Annotated in this window: 18 protein-coding genes; 9 read left to right on the forward strand and 9 right to left on the reverse strand. The window is 64.3% G+C overall.

From position 1 onward, the window contains the following. Position 1: 1 nt before the first annotated feature. Genes tssB through CHB88_RS04455 form a run of 4 tightly spaced genes read right to left on the reverse strand, consistent with a single transcriptional unit; the run spans position 2 to position 6,150 of the window. Positions 2 to 559 carry a type VI secretion system contractile sheath small subunit gene (gene tssB, locus CHB88_RS04440; protein WP_425436059.1) on the reverse strand — a complete coding sequence of 186 codons (558 nt, stop codon included), beginning with the start codon at positions 557 to 559 and terminating at the stop codon, positions 2 to 4. Continuing rightward, positions 556 to 1,614 (reverse strand): type VI secretion system-associated protein TagF, encoded by a 1,059-nt coding sequence (gene tagF / locus CHB88_RS04445; protein WP_089398091.1) that lies wholly within the window; start codon positions 1,612 to 1,614, stop codon positions 556 to 558. The genes tssB and tagF overlap by 4 nt, the downstream gene beginning before the upstream one ends. Then, the gene (tssM, locus tag CHB88_RS04450; RefSeq protein WP_217900126.1) at positions 1,611 to 5,507 is read right to left on the reverse strand and encodes a type VI secretion system membrane subunit TssM; all 3,897 of its coding nucleotides are present in this window, start codon (positions 5,505 to 5,507) and stop codon (positions 1,611 to 1,613) included. Before tssM ends, tagF begins: the two co-directional genes overlap by 4 nt. A gap of 52 nt (positions 5,508 to 5,559) precedes the next feature. Next, a complete protein-coding gene (locus tag CHB88_RS04455) occupies positions 5,560 to 6,150 on the reverse strand; it encodes a M15 family metallopeptidase (protein WP_089398093.1) in 591 nt (196 codons plus the stop codon). 408 nt (positions 6,151 to 6,558) lie between these two features. Between CHB88_RS04455 and tssJ the strand changes: the two genes are divergently transcribed. From tssJ to tssG, 6 genes are all read left to right on the forward strand, one after another. Next, a complete protein-coding gene (gene tssJ, locus CHB88_RS04460; RefSeq protein WP_089398094.1) occupies positions 6,559 to 7,140 on the forward strand; it encodes a type VI secretion system lipoprotein TssJ in 582 nt (193 codons plus the stop codon). Between the two features lie 33 nt (positions 7,141 to 7,173). Next, complete coding sequence (tssK, locus tag CHB88_RS04465; protein ID WP_217900127.1) at positions 7,174 to 8,511, forward strand: type VI secretion system baseplate subunit TssK; 1,338 nt, start codon at positions 7,174 to 7,176, stop codon at positions 8,509 to 8,511. A gap of 17 nt (positions 8,512 to 8,528) precedes the next feature. Further along, positions 8,529 to 9,317, forward strand: coding sequence for a type IVB secretion system protein IcmH/DotU (gene icmH, locus CHB88_RS04470; protein WP_089398486.1), 789 nt, complete (start codon positions 8,529 to 8,531; stop codon positions 9,315 to 9,317). Between the two features lie 179 nt (positions 9,318 to 9,496). Beyond that, a complete protein-coding gene (tssE, locus tag CHB88_RS04475; protein WP_089398095.1) occupies positions 9,497 to 9,982 on the forward strand; it encodes a type VI secretion system baseplate subunit TssE in 486 nt (161 codons plus the stop codon). 29 nt (positions 9,983 to 10,011) lie between these two features. Next, positions 10,012 to 11,859: a type VI secretion system baseplate subunit TssF gene (gene tssF / locus CHB88_RS04480; RefSeq protein WP_089398096.1), complete on the forward strand. Its 1,848-nt coding sequence runs from the start codon at positions 10,012 to 10,014 to the stop codon at positions 11,857 to 11,859. 75 nt (positions 11,860 to 11,934) lie between these two features. Next, positions 11,935 to 12,849, forward strand: a complete 915-nt coding sequence (tssG, locus tag CHB88_RS04485) for a type VI secretion system baseplate subunit TssG (RefSeq protein WP_089398097.1) — start codon at positions 11,935 to 11,937, stop codon at positions 12,847 to 12,849. A 42-nt stretch (positions 12,850 to 12,891) separates the two neighbouring features. Here tssG and CHB88_RS04490 read toward each other — a convergent pair whose 3' ends face one another. From CHB88_RS04490 to CHB88_RS04500, 3 genes are all read right to left on the reverse strand, one after another. After that, positions 12,892 to 13,941 (reverse strand): hypothetical protein, encoded by a 1,050-nt coding sequence (locus CHB88_RS04490; protein ID WP_089398098.1) that lies wholly within the window; start codon positions 13,939 to 13,941, stop codon positions 12,892 to 12,894. Between the two features lie 207 nt (positions 13,942 to 14,148). Then, positions 14,149 to 15,234 carry a L,D-transpeptidase family protein gene (locus CHB88_RS04495; protein ID WP_342745489.1) on the reverse strand — a complete coding sequence of 362 codons (1,086 nt, stop codon included), beginning with the start codon at positions 15,232 to 15,234 and terminating at the stop codon, positions 14,149 to 14,151. A 134-nt stretch (positions 15,235 to 15,368) separates the two neighbouring features. After that, entirely contained in the window at positions 15,369 to 16,619 is a 1,251-nt protein-coding gene (locus CHB88_RS04500) for a nuclear transport factor 2 family protein (RefSeq protein ID WP_089398100.1), read from the reverse strand. Between CHB88_RS04500 and CHB88_RS04505 the strand changes: the two genes are divergently transcribed. Beyond that, positions 16,600 to 16,890: a hypothetical protein gene (locus tag CHB88_RS04505; RefSeq protein ID WP_143131118.1), complete on the forward strand. Its 291-nt coding sequence runs from the start codon at positions 16,600 to 16,602 to the stop codon at positions 16,888 to 16,890. The two genes, CHB88_RS04500 and CHB88_RS04505, sit on opposite strands and share 20 nt — an antisense overlap. A gap of 63 nt (positions 16,891 to 16,953) precedes the next feature. After that, entirely contained in the window at positions 16,954 to 17,292 is a 339-nt protein-coding gene (locus tag CHB88_RS04510) for a hypothetical protein (RefSeq protein ID WP_089398102.1), read from the forward strand. A gap of 18 nt (positions 17,293 to 17,310) precedes the next feature. Here CHB88_RS04510 and CHB88_RS04515 read toward each other — a convergent pair whose 3' ends face one another. Next, positions 17,311 to 18,303, reverse strand: coding sequence for a serine/threonine protein kinase (locus CHB88_RS04515; protein ID WP_089398103.1), 993 nt, complete (start codon positions 18,301 to 18,303; stop codon positions 17,311 to 17,313). Positions 18,304 to 18,405: 102 nt separating this feature from the next. Between CHB88_RS04515 and CHB88_RS04520 the strand changes: the two genes are divergently transcribed. Further along, on the forward strand, positions 18,406 to 19,104 hold the full coding sequence (locus CHB88_RS04520; protein ID WP_089398104.1) for a UPF0149 family protein: 699 nt from the start codon (positions 18,406 to 18,408) through the stop codon (positions 19,102 to 19,104). A gap of 18 nt (positions 19,105 to 19,122) precedes the next feature. Here CHB88_RS04520 and CHB88_RS04525 read toward each other — a convergent pair whose 3' ends face one another. Next, on the reverse strand, positions 19,123 to 22,194 hold the full coding sequence (locus CHB88_RS04525) for a pilus assembly protein (protein ID WP_089398105.1): 3,072 nt from the start codon (positions 22,192 to 22,194) through the stop codon (positions 19,123 to 19,125). Positions 22,195 to 22,216: the final 22 nt, after the last annotated feature.

Below are 22,216 nucleotides of genomic sequence, written 5' to 3' on the forward strand. Positions count from 1 at the left end.
CTTATTCCTCCTGTTGAACGGAATCGGCCTGGATCTGGCGCAGCTTGTCCGTATCACGCACGATCTCGTCGAGCATTTCCTCCAGCTTGTCGTTGCCGGCCATCCGGTTGCGCAGGTCGAACAGCCGGGAGCGGATTTCCAGCAATTGCCGCAGGGGCTCGACCTGTTCGACGATGCGGTCCGGTTCGAAATCGCGCAATTGACTGAAATTCAGCGCCAGCCTGAGCCGGGAGTCATCGCCGGCCAGGCGGTTGTCCACGTCAAGCTGCAGACGCGGCGCCATCCCCTTGAGCACCTCGTCGAAATTGTCACGATCAATCTCGACGAACTTCCGCTCCTTCAGCTTGGGCAGGGCTTGCGCCGGCTGGCCGGCGAATTCACCGAGCACGCCGAGGACGAAAGGCAACTCCTTGGTTTCCAGCGCGTCGCCGACTTCGACGTCATAGGTGATCTGTACGCGCGGAGGACGAACGCGCGACAACTTCTTCTGAGTGCTTTCCTTGGCCATTCGGATTCCCTTTCTGCTGGTTGGATGGATTTGCAAGAGGTCGGCGATCATGCATCGAGCCGGTCATCGAGCTTCGCACTGACGTCGGCGAGGAACCACGCCAGCCGCTTCAAGCTGCAAGCCGGATCGGCTAACAGGCGGTCCAGCGCATAGGCGACCTCGGCGTAGAGCGGATGCCTGCACCACGCCTCCTGCCGCGATCCCAGGTCGAGCCGATGAGCGTCGTTCAGCGCTGGCTGCAGCGCTTGCGCCAACAAGCGCCGGTCCGCACCATGGAAGCCGGTCATCAACAGGAAACGGCTGCTCGATTCCTGCTTGATCAGGAAAGTCGCCAGCCACGGCAGGTCGTCGTCGTTCCCCTGCCGAATTGCTTCGAGCAGACGCAGCCAGGCGCTTGCCGCCAATACCTGCTCGCCGCGATCCGGAGGCAGAGGCAGCATGATGCTTTGATGGGCTTCCTGGCCCGGAAAGCGGCGCAGGAAGGCCCGATAGAAAAGAAGATTCAACAAGGCTTGCGCCAGTGCGTCGCGGCTGCCGATGTGATCATCCAGCAAGCCGCCGAAATAACGGGTGGAGGTGGACTCCATGTAGCGCGCCAACACGCTTTCGGCCAACACCGCATCCCCCAGCGTGTCTGCGGCTTGCAGAGAAGATTCCAGATACTGGCGACAGGCGAACACATCGAAGGCCGGCGCGGCAGCTATGCCCTGGCCGGAGCCCTGTTCGAATTGTTGAAGCAGGCCGGCCGCAAAGATTTCCAGCGCGACGGATGAGATGCAGGCCATGCCTGCCACGATTGGCGCAGGCAACGTCAATGCGGCAAGCAAGGGATAGCGCCTGCCGGCCTGGTCGACGCTGGGCGCCAATACACCCAATAGCGCATGGCGCCGATCGGCTGTGGCGAACTGAAACCAGCAGGGAGCGGCGTACCGGCTCAATGAGTCGCTGCAACTGTCCTCGACAGCGGCTTGCAGCAAACGATCCAGCTCCAGCAAGGCCGGATGCTCCGCGTTCACCCGAATGAAATCTGCGTGACGCGGCGATTTTCCATAGATGACGTAGCCCTTCTCGTCGCTGGCCTCATGCCGCTTGAATGACAGGATCATGGCGCACGCTCCTGGAGCGCCACCTTGTCTGGCAGGGCGAGGTTACGCAATCCAACGAAAGCAAGCGGATTGGCACCGCTCACCATGCGGAAGTTGAAACGAACCACTCCCGCGTCGCCGTCGCCGCCCGCCGGGCGCTGGCCGATCGTTGCCTTTTCCCCTGCCCCGCGTCCGCCTGTATGGCGCCATTCGAGCTGAACGGTGGCGGCGCCGGGATTTTCGTTTCTGGCCGCCGCAAGCAAGCGGAGCAAACCAAGGCGACCATCGAACCCGGCGACGGTATTGGCCGCGCCGCTGAAGGACACAGTTTGTATCCTGGCACCCTGAGCCGCGCCTTCGGGAACGCCGGGCCAACTGAAGCCGGTCCAGATCTGCGGGCCATTGCGGTATTTGACCGCCTGGCCGTCGATTTCAAGCGAAATCTCCGACAACCCTGGCGTGGGTACCGGCTGCAATTCGAAGCGGGAAGCTTCGCCTTCCTGCAATGCCGCGCTTGCCGCGGCGGAAAACCGTGCCACGCCTGAAAGAAAGGCGGGATTGAAGTTGATCCCAAGCCCGGCCCAAGTGCGGGGTACCAGCGCTTCGCCGCGCCGCATGACAAGGCCGGACAGATTCTTGTCGATAAAGCGTGCCAGGATGCCTTCCTTCGGCTTAAGGAACTTGGCGATATCCGGCAATGTGGCTTCGCTGGCTGAATCGGCAAATGGATATTTGCTTGCCAGCCCGCGCCAACTGCCAAGCACATCGGCCTGCCATGCCTGGTTCAGGTCCTGCTCCACCAGCGGCAGCATAAGCGCATAGGCTTGCATCAGCGGTCGTACCAGCAGGGGCCGGACGAGGGATCGGCTCTCCTCCGACATGCCGGCAAGCAGCTGGGCATCGACCAGATTCAGCGCATCGGCCAGTTCCGAACCGCTCCCGGCGAGGGTGGCCTGGAGCCATTGCCGCGCCGATGCGCCTGCCTCCCCGCTGGCCGCGATTTGCGCCATGCGCGATCGAATCTTGCCGAGCGCATCGAAATAGGCCGCGAGCGGCGCAGGCTTGTCGTTCGATGCGGCGCTCAGCCAATGCAGAACCTGGAATTTCCGGCCCGTCTCTCCCAGTTGTGCGTCGGCCGTACCGGCCGGCGCGCTGCGGGTGCCGAGAATCAGTTGTTCGGTTCGCTCGATCACTGATTTCCTGGCTTGATCAAGCGACCGGCTGAGCTGCGATGGATTGTCCCAGGAGGTTTCCTGCACAGCCCGCTGCAGCAAAAGGTGGATGGGTGATTGCTGAGCCTGCGACAACCTGGCGAAGGCTTGTACCCCGGCGTTCAGGTCGGCGGCCTCGCGCACCGTGACACCTTGCAGGAACGCGGCCCACTCGGCCTGATAGTCCGCCTTGTAGAGCGCCTCCAGTTCGCGTCGGTTCTTCTCTTCCGAGCCTTCCTTGGCGAGGTCGTCCTGAGTCATGGTCGCGAGTACCCAATCGTCGCCCTTTATCACGCCCTTGCTGGCGGATTCGATGGCGCCGCGGAAGTACTTCTCCCACGCCTCCCGGGTAAATGCGCCCTGAACGACCCGGCTCGCGGCAAGCGGGCTGGCATCCGCCGGCGCAAGCATGCTGCTCAAAGTCAGCGGTACAAATTGCGTGTTGGCGCGGGACTTCAATTCGTTATAGACCCTTTCCTTGGCCGACAGGCGGGACATCGCGCCGCGAAGCGCAGTGCGGCTGGCGGCAACCAATTCGCCGCGCGGCGTGATCAGGGGCAGGTCCGGTCTATCGAGCTGGGAGAGATAGAAGCCGATCAGGCGTTCGGCCAGGCGGCTGATGTCTTCCATGTTGCCCTTGCCGCGATTGGCTTCAAGCCAGGGGCGCCAGTAACGGGGAAGTTGATCGGCGAGATGGGCAGCGTCCATGCGTTCACGCAGCCCGAGCATAAGGTAGGTCTTGAGCGCATTGTAGCCGTCGTCTAGGTTCCTGGCTGCGGGCTTGATTTCCAGCGGCAACGGCCTCGCGGCAAGCGACTCGGTTCTGGGCGCTGGACGGCTGCTAGACGCTGCGCCAGGGCCGCCGGCAGGCACGTTCCCGACCAGCATGACCCGCGCGTCGGCGAATCCGGTCGCGCGGTCGAAGAAGATGGGGATGACAGGCAGGCCGGACGGCCTGGCCGGCTGGACCGGGCGGCTGGTGCGTGGCGGCGCTTGAGGCGCCGGCGGCTTGGTGCTGGCTGCCGCGTCGCCGGAGGCCGGCGGACTTGGTGCAGGCGCGGCCTGCAATGACGACAGTTTCTGCTCAAGGCCGGCGGAGATCGGTTCCAGCATGAGCAGACGCATGCCAGCGAAGAAGTCGGCTCGAAGTGCTTTCTCGATCTTCTCGCCCTGGTATAGCCGCAATCCGATGCGCATCGGATGACCTTGCCGGCGATAGGTATCGAGCTGTTCGAGTCGCAGTTGCAGCACCTGGAGTGCCTTGAGACGATCGGCCAACTCGCTGCTCGCCAGGAGCCCAGCCGCCGCCGCTCGCTCCTCCGCGGCTTGCTCGATCAGCTTGTGATTGCCGATGTAAGACCAGGCAAGGGCTCCGGCGACGCAGGCGAGTGCCGCGATGCCCGCGGCGATTCCCGTGATGCGGGCACGGCTACCGCGCGTCGCGCCTTGGCGTGTCACCAGGAATTGGTCGGGAAACAGCACCTGCTGGAACAGGCCGCGCAGGAAATAGCTGCAGGATGTCGCTGCGCGCGTCTGCTCGAAACCGGGCCGGGACAAATGAAACCTGGCTGCCACCCGGGCACCTGCCGCAATGCGCGGCAGCCCTTCCTGCAACGCACTGGTGAAGTAGAAGCCGCGCAGCAGTGGCCTGGCATGGAAAGTGTCGTTCTGGAACAGCAGTTCAGCGAACCGTCCTACCGCCTCGCGCAGGCCGTTGAATTCAATCGGAAAGGAGAAGAGCGCAGCCCGGCGGGCTTCCGCCATCGGTTGCGCCAGCCGCTCATTCGCGAGATGCGTCAGTCCGCGCACCAGGATGTCGAAATGATTGAGCACCGCGCTTCGCGCATCGAAGTCCTCCGGCTGCTCATGCGGCAGCGTCGCGCCCCACACCTGTTGCCGCTCCTCTTCGGTGGCGCCTTCAAAGAATTGGGCAAAGCCGCCGAGCAGATCGACCTTGGTGAAAATGAGATACACCGGCACTTTCATGCCGAACGCGTGTTCAATCTCATCGATGCGCTCGCGCATCTGGCGGGCGTAAAGAGAGAACTGCTCCGACTGAAATTGCTGCAGCTCGGGAAAGCTCATTGAAACCAGGACGCCATTGACCGGCGCGCGCGGCCGGTATTTTTTCAGCAGGCGCAGAAAGGCCAGCCACTCCGACCGATCTTCCCGCTGGGTCGCGTAGCGGCCGGCGGTATCCAGCAGCACGCCTTCGGTGGAAAAGAACCAGTCGCAATCCCGGGTCCCGCCCACACCCTGAACGATCTGCCGGTCGCCCAGAGGGAAAGTCAATCCGGACCGCAGGATGGCGCTGCTCTTGCCGGCGGCTGGATGTCCGATGATCATGTACCAAGGCAGCTCGTACAGCGCGGCGCGGCCGCGCGTTCTGCCGATCTGCGACGACTTCAGCGTATCGATTGCAGCCAGCATGCGCTGGCGCAGCCGGGTGATCTCGGCACGCCTGTCGTGACTGGCGGAGATCACCGCCTCGTCCGCCTGAAGGCGCAGAAATTTCTCCAGCGCGCCGCCGGCGCGCTCGGTCAGCGCCCGCCCCATCATGAGTGCGGCCACCCAGACCAGCATGATGCAGAACACGATGAGAAAGCGATATTCCTTCGATGTCACGCCGATATAGGGGCTGAGAAACCAGCCTATCCCCAGCAGGAGAAGCATCCCAATGACCGATATCACCTTGGGATGCATTAACCATTTCCACATGCCTGCTTCGCTCCTCATGTTGTCGTGGAAGCGGCCATCAGCGCCGCCCTTGCGCGGATTCGATATGACCGTAATCCTTCATGCTCCAGCGCCCGCCCCAGATTAGCCCCTCCCGATCCGCCTCTTCGCCAAGCGCCTGATAGGCTTGCATCGCCCAAGGGTCCCGCTCGGAAATCACCAGTTGACCTTGCCGCAGCGGCGCCGCGTCCAGCGCCTGGCCGAACTGATGCTTGCTCTGAAATGCGCGCGCCTGCGTCACATGGGCGCCCATGTCGGCCAGCCGATCCTGCCGCTCCGGGCTGCGGTAGCCTTCCAGCAGCGCCAGCGGAAATCCGCGTGCTTCCATGCGGGCGAACACTCTCAATGCCTGTTGCAGAAAATCCGGATGAAGCCGGTTCCAGTCGCGATCGGCCGTCTCGAGGTTCGGACGTTCGGTATTGAGGAAAACTGCTGGTGGCAAAGGCGGCGGCGGGACCAGCTTCTCCAGGGTCAGCACGGTGCGTACATGGGAGCCGCGATAGGAAGCGAGCGCAATCAGCGGTTCGGGCACGTATTGCTCGGCCATGGAGAGCATGACTGCAATCGCCAGTACTGGCGTCAACAGCGACAAGCCGATCAGCATCAGCATGGCAGGCGGTCCGTTCCGTTTCGGTGCCGACGTGCCGCTGCACTGGTCCGGCGTATTTTCGGACCCGGGCCTCCCCGGCGCCGGCTGACGGCCGCCACGTATCGCATTCAGCTCGCTTCGAATGAAGAAGTGCCACGCGATCCATGTCAGCAGGACGAAGCCGCTGGCCAGAATCAGAAGGACGGTTGCAAAAGCCACTCAATTCAGCCTCGAGAAGAGAATGCGGGATGGCGGCGCGGGTTTGAACTGCGCAGCGCGGTGAAATGGAAAGCGACTCTTCGCAGCACGATGTAAACGCCTTGCCTAAATAATTATCAAATAATCATTAAAAAAACGGCAAGATTGTATAATAGTTAACTCGGTATGCAAGCTGAAATTTAGGCGTTACAAAAAACGGCGAGGACAGGGATGGCGGCTTTCGGCTGGATCAGAAAAACAATCGGAAAGGCAAGCGGATTGGCGTGGGTAACATCGCTGGCAGCCTTATCGCTGGGCGGTTGCGCCACCGCGCCGAAGCCTGCGGCAGCGGACATCCGCGCCAGTGCCGACGCCGTGATCAATCGCGACAGCCAGGGAAAGCCGCTGTCCGTCGCCATCCGCATCTACCAATTGAAAAGCGCGACCGAGTTCTCGCGCCTGACGTTCGACAGCCTCGCCTCGAACCGTACCGATGCCGAATTGCTCGGCGCGGACCTGATCGACAGGACCGAACTGATCATGGTCCCGCGCAGCCAGCAAACGACAATTGCCAAGCTCAAGGATGACACCCGCTACCTCGGCATCGTCTCGCTGTTCCGCAAGCCTGATCCGCATTACTGGCGTTTTCTGGTCGATGCCGACAAGGTGCGGGCGGCGGGGCTGCAATTCATGGTGCGCGATTGCTACCTGATGCTGTCGCAGCCCACGCCGCATCCGATTCCGGGGCAGCCGGCATTTACGCCGCCCACCTGCGATGCTCTGCCGCGTGCAGCCATCAGCAAGGCGCCTTGAGCACCGGGTTCGCCTCATACAAGGGAGATTGCTTTGCCTGCCTATCGAATCCTATGGGGAGAGGGCCTGTTCCTTCGTCCCCAGCATTTTCAGCAACAGGAACAGTTCCTGGAGCAACGTATCCTCTCATTGCAGCAGGCTCTGCAAAACCATGCCTGGGGCTTGTGCCAAGCAGGATTCGACCAAGATGCCCTCAAGTCCGGCCTGCTGCGGCTGGAATCGCTCGACATCTTTTTCCGCGACGGCACGCATATCCGCGCCCCATCCCAGGCGGAATTGCCGGCGCCACGCAGTCTGGATGCGGTTCCAGCAGCTGCGAACGAAGTGCTGATCCATGTTTGCCTCCCTACGCTCAATGCCGCCGGCCGCAACCTGGCGCGGCGGGCGGACGATGAGGCATCCCGATACGCATTGCATGAGAAGACGTTTCCGGACCTGTACACCGACGCCCTGGAAGCGGAGGTCGGCGTGCTGCAGCCTCGCCTCGTGCTGCGCCTGGACAGCGAGATTCGCGATGGTTACGATTCGGTGCCGCTGACGCGGCTGCGCCGCCATGCCAGCCACGGATGGGAGCAGGATGAAAGCCACGTTCCGCCACTCATGTCGACCCTCAAATCCGGCTGGATCGAAACGATGCTGCGCCGGCTCCTGGAAATCCTGCATGTCAAAAGCGAAGCGCTGGCGTCACGCCACCGTGAGCGCGCCAAGAGCGTTCTTGAATTCGGTCCGGCCGACGTCGGTTCCTTCTGGCTGCTCAATGCCATCAACCGCAGCATTCCGCTGCTCGCCCATCTGCTGAGAGCCGGCGCCCATCCGGAGCGGCTGTATCTCGCGCTGTCGCAGCTGTGCGGCGAGCTCACCACCTTCGCCTCGGACATGTCGGCGAAGGACATCCCTCCCTATTCCCATGACGAACCCGGTCCCATGTTTCAGCAGCTCGATGCCCGGCTGAGGGCGCTGCTCGATACGGTCATCTCCACCCGGCACGCCATGATCCCGCTGGACAATGTCAAGCCATCCTTTTTCATCGGCCGGCTGGAAAGCGAACGGATGCTGGAGGGCGCCGACTTCTATCTCTCGATTGCCAGCGACACGCCGACACCCGGCCTGACCGAAACCATCCCGATGAAATTCAAGATCGGTGCGCCGGATGACGTGGAGAAAATCCTGCATTCCGCCCTGCCCGGCGTGCGTCTGGTGCATGCGCTGCAGACCCCGTCCAGCCTGCCGGTCCGGATCGGCAATCATTACTTCGCGCTGCTGCCGCAGGGGCAGATTTTCGAACGCATGCTGCGCAGCCGCAGCATCTGCGTCTACGTTCCGCAGGCGCTGCCCCCGCTCAAGCTTGAACTGATCGCCGTTTTCAGATGATCGCTGGAGGCCACACCATGTCGCAATCAACTGCCCTTCCCGCCAACACGCTGCCGTCGTCGCGGCAATTGCGTCACTCGCTTAGCCTGAAGGACATGCTGGAAGATGGGATTTACCTGCTGCTGCTCCTGCAGGCAGGGAATGCGCCCAAGGACGGCGCCGCCTTCGCGCAGCAGGTGCAAACCTTCCTGGCGCAGTTCGACAGCAATGCGCGCAAATTGGGCAAGGATGAAACGGCCGTGTCTTCCGCCAAGTATGCGTTCTGCGCCCTGCTTGATGAAGTCATCCTGTCGTCCAGCTTCGACATGCGCGCAGCCTGGGAAGGCGCGCCGCTGCAATTGCAGCTTTTCGGGGAGCATCTCGCCGGGGAGCATTTCTTCGAGCGGCTCGACGCCTTGCGCGGGGATCCGAAGTCAAACCTCGAAGTGCTGGAAGTCTTCCACACCTGCCTGCTGCTGGGCTTCCGTGGCAAGTATCTGATCGAGGGCACGGAGAAACTGCAGCTTCTGACTGCACGGTTGGAACAGGAGCTGATCCAAGCACGCGGCGGCAAGGCGGAATTTGCGCCGCACTGGCGGCTGCCGCAGCGCCTGCAGCAGTACCTGAAGCATGAGTTGCCGCTCTGGACCTACTTTGCCCTGCTTGCGCTGGCGGGTGCCACGGTGTTCCTGTCCTTTGCCTGGCTGCTCGATCGCGAGGCCGGCGGATTCGTCCGGCAATCCGCCGACCGGCCGCTGTTCATGAGGATCGACGGGCAGAACAACACGCCGGCCAATGGTCCGCAGCCGGCCCGCCCGCAAATGTAAGAACCATTCATGCATGGCTCATATCCTGATTGGTGCGAGGTATCGATCCGGCGTCGGGTTCGAGCGCAATCGCCAGCCATGCGGATCGGCATACCCCTCCGCATTCACGCGCCTGCAAGGGCTGTAAGCGCCTGTCAGACCATGTTCCAGTTCACTACTACTTCCTGGCCGATGCCTTCATGAAGCCTCATTCACGCCAAGCGCTCATTCTCCCGTCCGTGCTCGATCGCTTGTTCGACGATGCGCCCGACAGCGAGGCCGACGCCAGCCTGCCGGGTTTCGACCTCGCGGCCTACAAGCGCACCGTCGCCCGCGACCTCGAATGGTTGCTCAACAGCCGCAACATGCCGGCTGATGGCGATGACGACCTGCATCCGCAAGCGCATGCCTCGATACTGCGCTTCGGCATTGAAGACCTCTCCAGCCTCAGCCTGCTCGATCCGGACCACCGCGCCCTGCTGCGTGACCGCCTCAGGCTGGCGATCGAGCGCCATGAACCGCGGCTGGCGAAGGTCAGAGTGGCGCTCGATGCGCCCGGCAGCAATGAGCGTTCGCTGCGCTTTCGCGTCGATGCGGTGCTCAAGGTCCATCCAGGCAAACCGCCGGTCAGCTTCGACGCGATGCTGCAGCTCGCTTCGAGCGCCTGCCGCGTGCGCGATTGCTGACATCCCGATGCCGCTGAACCGGAGTGACCATGCTTGACGAACTGCTTCCCTACTACGAGAGAGAGCTGGCATTCCTGCGCGAGTTGTCGGGTGAGTTCGCGCGACGCTATCCGAAGGTTGCGCGCCGGCTGGCACTTGATGGCGAGCAGAGCGACGATCCGCATGTGGAACGGATGATGGAAGCGTTCGCCTTCCTTGCCGCCCGCATCCACCGCAAGCTCGATGCGGAATTTCCGGAAATCGCCGAGGGCTTCATGCAAGTGCTGTATCCGCACTACCTGCAGCCCTTCCCTGCCTGCACCATCCTGCAGTTCGACACCGGCGGCGACAAGCCCGGCATGACCGGCCGCCATACCATCCCGCGCCACCAACCAGTGACATCGCCGGCGGTGGGCGGCATTTCCTGCCAGTTCCGCACCTGCTACCCGGTGGATCTCTTTCCGCTCGAGGTCAGTGCGGTCGGTTTGCGGGTCGCCCAGGAGTCGCCGGCGCTGCGGGCCAGCGCGCCAGATGCAGCGGCGGTCCTGACGCTGCGCCTGCAAGCGCAGGGCGGCCTGCCGTTGGCCGGCATGGGGCTGGATCGCCTGCGCTTTTTTCTTGATGGCGATCCGGCGCAGATGCATTTGCTGCGCGACCTGCTGCTGCGGCATGCGCTGCGGGTCCAGGCTGGCGACGGCAGCGGCCGCCTGATCCAGGCGGTTGGCGGCGCGCCGGAATTGAAGGCGGTCGGCTTCGCAGAGGAAGATCGCCTGCTCGACGGCGATGAGCGGTCTTTCACCGGCCATCACCTGCTCCGCGAGTATTTCGCCTTTCCGGACAAGTTTCTCTTTCTCGACATCCAGGGCCTGCAGCGCCTGCCGCTTGAGGCGCTGCAGGGCACGCTGGAGATCGGCATCCTGCTTTCCCCTCTGCCCGAGAACGAGCGCCATCAACGGCTGCTTCGATCCCTCCATCCCGGCAATTTCAAGCTCGGCTGCACGCCGGCGATCAACCTGTTCCGGCGCGCTGCCGAGCCGATCCGGCTGACCCACCGCCGCAGCAGTTATCCGGTGCAGGTGGACAGCCGCCGCCCGCTGGCCTACGAAGTGATCGCCATCACGGCCGTCAGGAGCGCGGAGCGCCAGGGCAGCCAGGACGCGGCGCATGAGGTGCTGCCGTTTTATTCCCTGCGCCATGGCGCTGCGGATGGCGCCCGCCACGCATACTGGCATGCGAGCCGGGAGGCCTCGGTTCGGGAACATGACCGCGGGACCGAACTGGAAATCTGTTTCGTCGACCTGGATTTCCAGCCCCGGCGACCGGCGGCGGAAGTTCTTTCGCTCGATCTTCTGTGCAGCAATCGCGATCTGCCGGCCAGCCTGGCTTTCGGCGGCGATGGCCCATGCACCGATTTCACCCTGCCCCAAGCCACCGTGGTGAAGCGGGTGCGCCTGCTGCGCAAGCCAACCGTCAGTCTGCGCCCGCCGGCCAAGCAGGGGCTGGCATGGCGGCTGATTTCGCACCTTTCGCTGAACCACGCTGCGTTCGCCGCTGGCAGTCAAGCCTTGCAGGAGCTTTTGTCCTTGTATGACTTCGGCCAATCGGCAGCGGCGGCGCGCCAGATCGGCGGCATCGTGGCGGTGGACAGCGCTCCGGCAGTGGTGCGCGTCGCCGGGCCGCATTTCTCGGGATTCGCCCGCGGCACCGATTTCACCGTCACGCTCGACGAGGCGGCATTCGTCGGCACCGGTCCGCTCCTCTTCGGCAGCGTGCTGGAGCATTATCTGGCGCTTTGCTGCGGGCCCAACAGCTTCACCCGCCTGACGCTGCTTTCCCATGACCAGAAACAGGTGATCGCCAGATGGCCGGCCCGCAACGCGAACACGATCGTGACTTGATCGGCGAGCTGTTCGCCGAGGCGCCACGCTTCGAATTCTTCCAGGCAGTGCGGCTCCTGAGGCTGTGGCGCCGGCGTGCCCGATGACGCCGACGAGGTGCCGGCGTTGCGCTTCGCCGGCTTGCTCAGTCAGGCGTTTCCGGCAAGCGACGTGCAGTCGCTGCAAGCCATCGAGGATGCCGATCTCCCGCGCTTGCGCATGACGGTGAGCTTCATGGGCATGACCGGCCCTGGAGGAGCCTTGCCGCCGGTTTACACCGAAGCGCTGCTCGCCCGCCGGCATCTGCATCGCGACCTCGCGGCGCAGGATTTCCTCGATATCTTTTCCCACCGCGCCGTCAGCCTGTTCCACGCGGCCTGGGTCAAGCACCGCTTTCCCCACGCCAGGGAACTGGGGGAACGGGATCGCTTCATGAATCATCTGCTGGACCTGGCGGGCGCCGGCTTGTCCACGGCGCAGGCAGCGCCGAATGTTTCGGAAGGCGAGTTTCCCCAGGAACTCCCTGCGTATTTTTCCGGCCTGCTGGCACAGCGGCCGCTGCCGGCGGCGAGCATCGAAGCACTGGTGAGGCATGCCCTCGGCGTACCGGTCCGGCTGGAGCAATTCGTCGGACAATGGATCACCGTGGCGCCGGAACAGCAGGCCAGGCTGGGCGGCATGGCAGCCACCCTAAGCGGCAGCGCCTGCCTTGGCGTTCGCGCCTGGGAGAGGCAGCTGAAGGTTCGCATCGTGCTAGGCCCGCTGGCGGGCGACGCTTTCCGGCAGCACCTGCCGGGCAGCAGCGGTTATCGCAGGTTGCAGGCGCTGATGCGATTTTGCTGCGGCGAGGAATTCGCCTGCGACCTGAAAGTGCTCATGCAGGCGAATGCGATTACGGCGGCGCGGCTGTCGTCCGATGGCGAGGCCACCAGACTGGGACAGGACGGCTGGCTACTGAGCCGCCCTTCCACCGCCGATGCCAGCGATGCCTGCTTCTGCCTGCTCGAATGACTGCGTGACGCCGCAAGCGACGTTTCGGCCAGGCAGCAAAGCTCAATAAGCCGATGGCGCCTTGCTGTAGGAAGGGCAGCCGTTCTTGCCCCACTGACCGGAGCAAAGCTGCCACTTGCAGATTTCCCGCTGGAACAGATTGGGCGCCGCCTCGCACTCGGCCACCCGCGCCGACGCCCTTGCCGGCTCCGATGGCTGGACATTCGCCATCTGGATGTCGCCCGCCTTCGCCGGCGCCGGCGCGGGCTGGCGCAGCCGCGCCTGCTCGTTCTGGCGCTGCAGCTGATTCTTGCGCTTCAATTCTTCCGCCGCCTGGCGCCGGATGCGCTCTATTTCCCGTTGTTTGGCGAGGCGCTCGCTTTCCGATACACGCGGCTTGGACGGCGCGGCTGACCGCCTTTCCACCGGCGTCGGCTTGATATCCGCATTACGGGCTTGCGTTGCCGGCTGCCGGGCGCCCTGGGTAGCAGCGGCGGCCGCAGCAGCCGGCTGTTCGGAAGCGGTTGCCGGCGAGATTGGCGTTTCCTCGGCCGGCTGGTCGCCTGAAGACTGTATCGTCGCCGGAACGGCAGATGCGCCCGAGCTGTTTTCGCCTGCCGATGCCGGTGCAGGTGCCGGCGCGGGATCCACGCGCGCAGCCGCCGCTTCCCGATGCCTGCTGCCATCGTAGGGAAGCTCGCTGGGACTCATGCCGTTACGCGCGCTCATCGGCGTCGGCAAGCGTGGCGCAGGACTCGATGCGGCGGCAGACGACCCGCTCGCATCGGCGCCCATGGCGGCGCGCGCCGCCTCGCTTTCCGTCATGGCGCGGCCCTCGATGGGCTCCAGCTCGAATCCCAGCCCGCCCCACCATGCGCCAAACAGGCCGGCCCCGGCGCCGATCAGGAACACCAGCAATGCCACTCCCATCTTCGCCGGCCAGCGCGGCTGCCGCTTCCGCTGCATGCTGCGCTCATAGTCGGCCGCCAACTCCGGCGCGATCCGCGGGAACTGGATGGCCGACGCCTTGCTTGCCGCTGCGGCTGCGTGCCCCGTTGGCGGCTTGCGCTGCGCGGTGGGTGCTTCCTTCGGCGGACCAGGCGAAGAGCTCATGATGCAATCGGAAGAAAAGCCATACAGATAGAGACGGCAGCGACATGCCGGAGTTCATTGCGGACTCGGCAAGCCGCTGCGCATCGGCGGAAAATCGTTATCCGATTGTAAAAAAGGCGGAGATGGCCGGCTTGAGGCGGCTCATGGGGACACGCGCATTTGCCGTGGTCCGCGCATGGATCAGGCGCGGACCTGCTGCGAAGCGCGTCAGATTTCGGCTTCGTGGACGATGCGCCACTGGCCGCCTTCGCGGCTCCAGTATTGGCGCTTGCGGGCGGTGTGGCGGAATTTTCCGGCCGTGACTTCCTGGGTAAAAGTGCTGACGATCATGTCGCCGCGGCCGGGATAGAGGAAATGGGTGGCGTCGCGCAGCTTGACGCTGAATCCGCGGGGATTAAAGGCAGGCAGCTGCTTGCGGGCATACCAGCCGGCGAAATCCTCGCCCCGGTCAGACTTGAACTGACTGGAGTAATGCAGCGCCAGCTTGCCGGCGTCCTGGCCTTCCAGGTCGCGCCGCCATTGATCCACCAGTCCGGCGGCAAGCTCCCGTTCGCTGGCCCACTTGGCCCGGTTGACGAATTCGATGTTTTCCGCGATCACCACCGGCGTCTTGCCGATCTCCACCGAGGCGGTGAGCTTCTTCAGGTCGGGATTGGTCAGGACGACGCAGCCGTCAGACGACAGCGGCGGACGGCTGTAACTGTCGGATGGCGTGCCGTGCAGCCAGATGCCGGAGCCGCTGCGGCCGTTGAGCCGGTCCCATTCGTTCGGATAGTTGATCGGCAAGGCGCCCGGGCCGTAGAAATCCGGCAGGCGCACGCCAGGCAGGCGGCGGGTGATGTAATACACGCCCACCGGCGTCTTCTGATCGCCTTCCTTGAGCTTGTTGACGCCCAGCTTGCCCTGGCTGATGTAGTAATCGCTGACGAATTTCAATTCGCCGCCGCGGTTTTCATATACGTAGAGCCGTGAGCGCTTGGCGTCGACCACCAGGGCATGCTTCTGGTCATCGCGCAGTTGCAGGAGGGGACGCGGCATCAGATCCGGCGCCGGCCGCTCGCGCAGCGACCGCAGGCGCACCATGGCTTCTTCCCGCAGGTCGGCAAGGCGTTCGGCGGGCGCGTTGCCGACGGCGCCCAGGGTATCGACGGGCCGGGTGTGCATCTGCAGCAGGTCGCCGTAGATCAGCTGTCCGAGATGGAAGTTGGGATAGGCATTCACCAGGGCTTCGGCCCTGGCCTGCGCCGAGGCGAGACGATTGGCGGCGAGCTCCTTGTACACCTCGATGAGCATCACTTCCGGGTCCGTCCGCGCTGCCGCCGACCCGGCATCGCGCCGCGCGGCGTGGCTGGGGACAGCCAGGACAACCGCAGCCGCCAACAGGGCGGCACCGGCATGGCGGCTTAGGCAGCGGCGGGATCCCATCGTCAGCCCCCCGTCTGTTCCTGCCGGATCAGCCACTTGCCGGCGTGGCGCGCCAGCACCAGGGTCTTGCGGGTATTGGCCGTCAGCCGGTCGGAGGTATAGATCTGCCGGAAGCGCACCGTCGCCGAGTTGCCGTTCACCGTCACCTCCGGCGACTCGACCTTGACGCTGATGCGGCCCTTGCCGGCGATGCGGTTGCGGCGCTCCTCTTCCCACGTCTTGCGTGCCTGCCCATTCGGTGCCTGGAAGTCGGGGCCGTAGTAAGCGAGATAGCTCTTCACATCCTGCCCGCTCCAGGCCTTGGCCCAGGCATGCACCAGACTCAATGCTTCCTCGCGCTCGGCATGCGGGCGCGGGTCGGACTTCGGCTCCGGCTTGATGTCGATGCGCGGCAGCGGCTTGGCTTCCGGCTTCGCCATGGCAACCTGGGGAGCCGGTTTGGGCTCCGGTTTGGGCTCCGGCTTGGATTCCGGCTTGGCCATGGCGACCTGCATGGCTGGCGGCTTGGGTTCGGTCTTGGGGTCCGGTTTTGCGGTGGGCACCTGGGGCGCCGGCTTGGGGGGTGCCGTCGTGCCGGCAGGAACGGCGGCAGTCGCGACCGCGGCCGGCGCGGAGGCCGGCGTCTGTGCCACCGTCACCACGGCAGGCTTGGCTGGCGGCGTGAGCTGCGCCGGTTTTGCCTGCGCCAGCGCGGCGGCGCCATTCGGCGCATGCAGGGTGCGCACCAGCGCCAGGGTGGATTTGACCGGCGCGTCCGCGGCTTCGATCCGCAACGCCTTGCTGTAGGCTTGGGCCGCGAGGCGGGCATGCACGTCGCCGAGATTGTCGTAAGCGGCGGCGTAAGCAGGCTGGGTGCGGATCGCGGCGTCGAAAGCGGCGCGCGCCTTGTCGAGCTGGCCATTGGCGGCATAAAGGACGCCCAGGTTGTTGAGCGGCTCAGGCAGGGCCGGATAGTCCTCGGCCAGCTTGGCAAATACCGCGATGGCTTCGGCGCTGCGGTTCTGCTCCGCCAGAATCAATCCTTTCAGAAAACGCATCTGGGCATCGCGCGGATTGTGGGCCAGGAAAGCGTCCGCCTTGGCGAGCGCTTCCGCATGCTGGCCGGCGCGCAGCAGGCGCCCGACATCGGCGGCGTCATCGGCCCACGCCGGCATCGACAGCGCCAGGGAGGCGGCCAGTACGGAAATCACGCGCTTGCGCAGCTTGGCGAGAGGTCTCTGCGTGGCAAACAAGATGCGTGATCTGGAAGTCATGATTGGAGTAATCCGGTTCTGCAATGGGAGCGCAACGTCCATGCATCGGGAGTTGCCGGACATCGCCGCGCGATCCGCCTTCAAGCCTTTCCAGGACAGGCAGGCGATCAACGGGCTGGCACTTACCGACAATCTGTTGAAAGTCGGCATTTTATACGCTCTACCCTACGCACGCCATTTGACAAATGGGCCATGGCGGCGCGGCTACAACGCTTCCGGCATGATTGACGGAGGGAATTTGTCGGGCACAATGAGGGACGAGTCAGGATGACTTCACACTGACGCTGAACCGGACCGGCATTTCGCCGTGGCCAAATCGCTTAGCAAAAAAGACATGACTCCCATTCCCGAATCCAAGAAGAGCCACTTGTGGCGCAAGATCATCTGGCACACCGATCCGGATCTCTCTCCCCTCGGACCGTTTCACTCGGCCGAAATCTACTGCTGCGAGGAGGCCAACGGCTACGCGGTCTGGTATGTCCGCCGTCTGGCGCGGGACGACCGCCGCGGCCACGGCGTGGTCGAGAACGGGGATTACCTGCTGGGGTATTTTTCACGCGCCCGGCGTGACGACGCGATCGAACGCGCGGTGCTGATCGCCAATTGCCGCGAATCGGCGGACGACATCATTGCCGAGATCGACCGCCTGGCTGGCGACGCGCAAAAGGTCTGAAGGTTCGAACAACCACCGTCAGGACGGCCACAATGGCGGCTCGTCCATGAGGGCGACCTGCTCGCGCAATTCGAGTATGCGGTCCTGCCAGTAGCGCGTGGTATTGAACCAGGGGAAGGCAGCGGTGAAGGCGGGATCGGTCCAGCGCTGGGCCAGCCAGGCCGAGTAATGCATCAGCCGCAGCGTGCGCAGGGCTTCCAGCAGATGCAGCTCGCGCGGGTCGAACTCGCGGAAGTCTTCATAGCCGGCGAGCAGATCGGCCAGCTGGGCAGACATCTCCGAGCGTTCCCCCGACAGCAGCATCCACAGGTCCTGCAGCGCGGGGCCGTTGCGGCTGTCGTCGAAATCCACGAAATGCGGCCCGGCATCGGTCCACAGCACATTGCCGATGTGGCAATCGCCATGCAGTCTCAGCGCGGCCACCTCGCCGGCGCGTTCGAAGGCATGCCGCACCCCATCGAGCGCCTGGGCGCTGACGCTGCGGTAAGCCTCCTGCAATTCCGCCGGAATGAAGCCGTTGCTCAACAAGTAAGTTCGGGCGTGCTCGCCGAAGCTGTCGATGTCCAGGGTCTCGCGCTGCCGGAACGGACGGCCGGCGCCAATGGCGTGAATGCGTCCGATGAAGCGGCCCAGCCATTCCAGCGTCCCCGGCTGTTCCAGCTCCGGCGCCCGTCCGCCCTGGCGGGCAAAGACGGCGAAACGAAACCCGCCGTGATGGCCAAGGGTGGCGCCGCCTTGCAGCATCATCGGCGGCACCACCGGCACTTCCTGTTCCACCAGTTCCCGCACGAAATCATGCTCTTCCAGGATGGCCGCATCGCTCCAGCGCCCGGGCCGATAGAACTTGGCGACCAGCGGCGGACCTTCCTCCATGCCGACCTGATACACCCGATTTTCATAGCTGTTGAGCGCGAGCAGGCGGCCGTCGCCGCGCAGGCCGACGCTGTCGAGGGCGTCGAGCACGAGGTCGGCATCGAGGCCGTCGAAGGAAGCGGGCGGATTGGCATTCATCCGGCCATTGTAGCCACTTCCCTGCCCTGCGACCGGCAGGCTGCCGCTGCGCCGCGGCAAAGCAGGCTACACTTTGGTCTTTCTCTCTGCCCGATTCCCGCCATGCATCTCGACGATCCTCTATCCGACAAGGAATTCAACGAACTCGACCAATTCCTGCTTTCCGACCGCTGCGCCGAGGACGGCATGACCATGGACACCCTGCACGGTTACCTGACCGCGCTCGCCATCGGCCCGGAGGAAGTGCTGATGGCCGAATGGTTGCCCCGGGTGTGGGGTGAATTCGCCGACAAGGGGCCGAAGTTCGACAATGACAAGCAGGCCAAGCGCATCACCGGCCTGATCGCGCGCTACATGAATGAAATCCTGATGACGCTGGAAGTGGCGCCGAAGGAGTTCGAGCCGCTGTACTGCGAGATGGAGTGGGAAGGCCGCACCCTGCTCGATCCGGAGGCGTGGGCCTGGGGCTTCTGGCAAGGCATGGAATTGCGCGCCGACGCCTGGGAACCGATCTGGGATTCGGAACTGGCGGACCTGATGCGTCCCGTCTATCTGCTCGGCGCCGAGGAGCTGGAGGAAGAGGACATGGCGCAGGTGGAGTCGCCGGTCCAGCGCGACAAGCTGGCCATCGAGCTCGAATCCGCCATCCTGCCTATCTACCGCTACTGGAAACCGAAGCGCAAGTCCGCCGTCACCCAGGTCCGGAAAGCCGGCGATCAGCCGGGCCGCAACGATCCCTGCCCCTGCGGCAGCGGCAAGAAATTCAAGAAGTGCTGCGGCGCCGCCAGCGGCGACGCCTGAGCGCAGCCTCCGCCGCCTTTACTGCATGGCGGAGGATTTCCAGTAAATCGTCTTGCGCTTGGCGGTCACCGTCGGCGCCACCTTCTGCGGCGCGATCGGGCTGTTGGCGCCGCCGGCGCGCTGGCTGGCGCCGATGATCACCGTTTGCGGCACGCCGTTGATGGGCACCGTGCCGATCACCGGCGACGGCGGCAGGCCGCCGCTGGCGAAGACGCTGGAACGGCTGCCGCCGCAACTGCCCTGCACACCGATGGCGCCGGAACCGTTGAACAGATTCACCCAGTAGCCGCGCGCTTCGCCCAGCGTCGTGGAGCAGCTGTTCTGCGCCGGCGGCACCGGCCGGTTGGTGGAAAAGGCCACCATGCCGCCGGCAATCACCGCCGACGTTACGCCCTGCTCGCCCGCGCCGTTCTGATTCAGGTCCATGAACCAGCCCTTCTGGGTGCTGGTCGGCAGCACGCCGGTGGTATTGCAGGTCGTCAGGCTGGTGAAATTGCCCATGACCGCCGTGTCGTCGAGATTGGTGGCACTGGTCGCGGTCAGGTCGTCCAGGTAGACATACATCCGGTTGGTGACGTTGGCATAGGGATACTGCGAGACCAGCGGATGCTCGCGGTCGCCGGAGGTCAGCGCCAGGTAGACCTTGCTGTTGGGGCCGACCAGCAGCGCCGGCGCGTACATGAACTTGCGGCCGGCGCCGTTGGTATAGGCGACGCGCTTCATGCTCCAGTTGCTGGTCTGGGCGGCGAAATCGATCCGGTAGATGTTGCCGCCGGTGTCGACCGCATAGGCGTGGTCGACCACGCCGTCGCCCGCAGTGGCGATCAGGGCCACGTCGGCCGCCACGCTCCTGGAGGTGCTGAAGGACTTGATCAGCGTGCCGTCCTGGGCATCGATCACGTACACCGCCGCGCCCTTGGTATTGCCGCAGTTGGGCGAGCTTGTGTTGGCATCCTCGCAGTTGTCGTAGCCGCCGCCGACGATCAGCACCGGCTTGCTGTAGCCCAGTATGCCGGTGGCGACCGCCGGCTTGGACCAGGTCTGGCCGATTCCGGAGAAGCCGCTGCTGCAGCCGGTGTCGTTGGCGAGGCTGGGGCAGCCCACTTTCCACATGAGGCTGGGCGACGCCGGATTGGTGACGTTGAACGCGTACAGCATGCGGCCGCCGCGGCGCATGGTCGGGTAGATCCAGACCTTGGAGTTATCCGCCGCCTGATACAGGCCGATGGAGCCGTCGAAGAAATAATCCTTGGCCACCGGCGTCGGCGTCACCTTGGTGGGATCGGCGAAGTAATTGCTGATCAGCGGGCTGTTGTCCGACAGGCGCTGCAGCCGCGAAAAGAATTCCGGCGCCACGAAGGCCCAGCGCTCGGCGCCGGTGGTGGCGTTCACCGCCCGCAGCATGCCGTCGTTGGTGCCGTAATAGACGGTGACGGAGCTGCCATAGTCCACCGGCAGCGGACGGGAATGCAGCGCGTCGCCGTGCAACGACGGACGGGTTTCGGTCACATTGCTGTTGCCGTTCTCGTCGTTGACATCCTTGCCGCTGATGAAATTCACCAGGCTGGCCGACAGCCCGGAAGACGTGGTGTCGAAGGTGACCAGGCCGCTGCCCGACTGGGTGTAGAGGGTGCGGTTCACCTGCCAGGTCGGCGTGGTATTGGTGCTCGGCGGGTTGTTGCCCTTGCGGATGACCTCCGCCACCCCGCCCTTCTCCACGATCGGCCCGTCGGGCGCATCGGAAAAGGCATTGAAGGTGGTGGCGGTGCATTTGCCGCGCGGGATCGGGTTGCCCGGCACGGTGGCCCAGTAAGCGCCGGTGACGGCGGAGTAACTGCCCGAGTCGGTGGTCCAGAAGCTGGTGGCGCAGTCGGTGAGGAAGCCGGTCTGCGAGTTGACCGCGACCTCGCCGTTGACGTCGCCGAGCTGCACCGTGCCGCCGGTATCGATCAGCTGGTACTGCTTCAGATTGCCGTACCAGCGCGGCTTGGCGTCCGGATCCGGCCGGAACTGCGGAATGAAGACCTGGTTCTTGTCCTGAGCGCGGTTGGTGGTGTTGATCGGCAGCGAGGCGGAGGCAAAGGTGCCGTTGACCGCCTGCACTTCGACGAAGATCTTCTGCAGCGCGCTCAGGACTTCGCTGCTGCTCTGCGCCGTGAACGGCGTGCCGCCGCCGGCAACCGCCATGTTGTAGAGGTACTGGCGCTGCTCCGGCTGGTTGGGGGGCGGCTTGGTGCCGAATACGTTCACCGTATAGGTGATGACGTTCTGCTGCCCCGCCACGGGGCTGACGTCGGTGGTGTACAGGAAGCGTGCCCACTCGTCGGCGGTGTAGCTCTTGTTGCCGCCGTCCATCGGATTCGGCGCAATGGCGCTGGTATTTCCCTGCACGTTCGACAGCAGGGTTGGATCATCGGCATTGGGGAAGCCGTTGCCGATGAAAACGATGTAGTTCTTGGGGCAAGGCCCGAGCGATGGCGACTTGTAGAGGGAGAAGCCATTGGTGTAGGCGCTTGGATCGGCGATGGACGTATCGATGTCGGCATAGCGGGCATTGCCGAAATAGCTGCGGGCGACCGGGGAGCCGGCGACGTTGTCGGTCGCATGAGCCGGGCTGGTGAAGCCGCCGAAGTACTTGAACATATCGAACATGACGGCGCCATAGTTGGCGCTGGAGGCCGCCTTCCAGGTGGGATCGGTGATGTTGTTGTAGCGGGCGGTCAGCCAGCTGGCCCACTTGGCTTGGTTGGCGGCGGTCATCGGCGCGAGGTCGAACACCACCACGCCGCCCGGATTGCCGGCAGTCGTGGTTAGCAGCGTCAGCCCGACGTTGATGCTGCTGTCGAGAGTCGAGATGACCTGGCTCAGCGCCTGCACCTCGGCCTGGCCCTGGGTGATGCCGCCCGGCCAGCCCTGGTTGTTGGCCGACCAGTTGGAGGTGTTGTCGAGCACGATCATGACGTTGGCGACGCTGGTGCTGCCGCCACCGCCGCCGATGAACAGATCGATGTCCTCCGCATGTGCCGCCGGCAGCGGGCCGCACAGCAGAAGCAGCGTCAGGGAAGAAAGAAACCGGGCAAGCTGGCGCATGGTTCGGACTCGCAGTGCTGGA

Source organism: Noviherbaspirillum humi (genome assembly GCF_900188095.1).
GTDB lineage: Bacteria > Pseudomonadota > Gammaproteobacteria > Burkholderiales > Burkholderiaceae_D > Noviherbaspirillum > Noviherbaspirillum humi.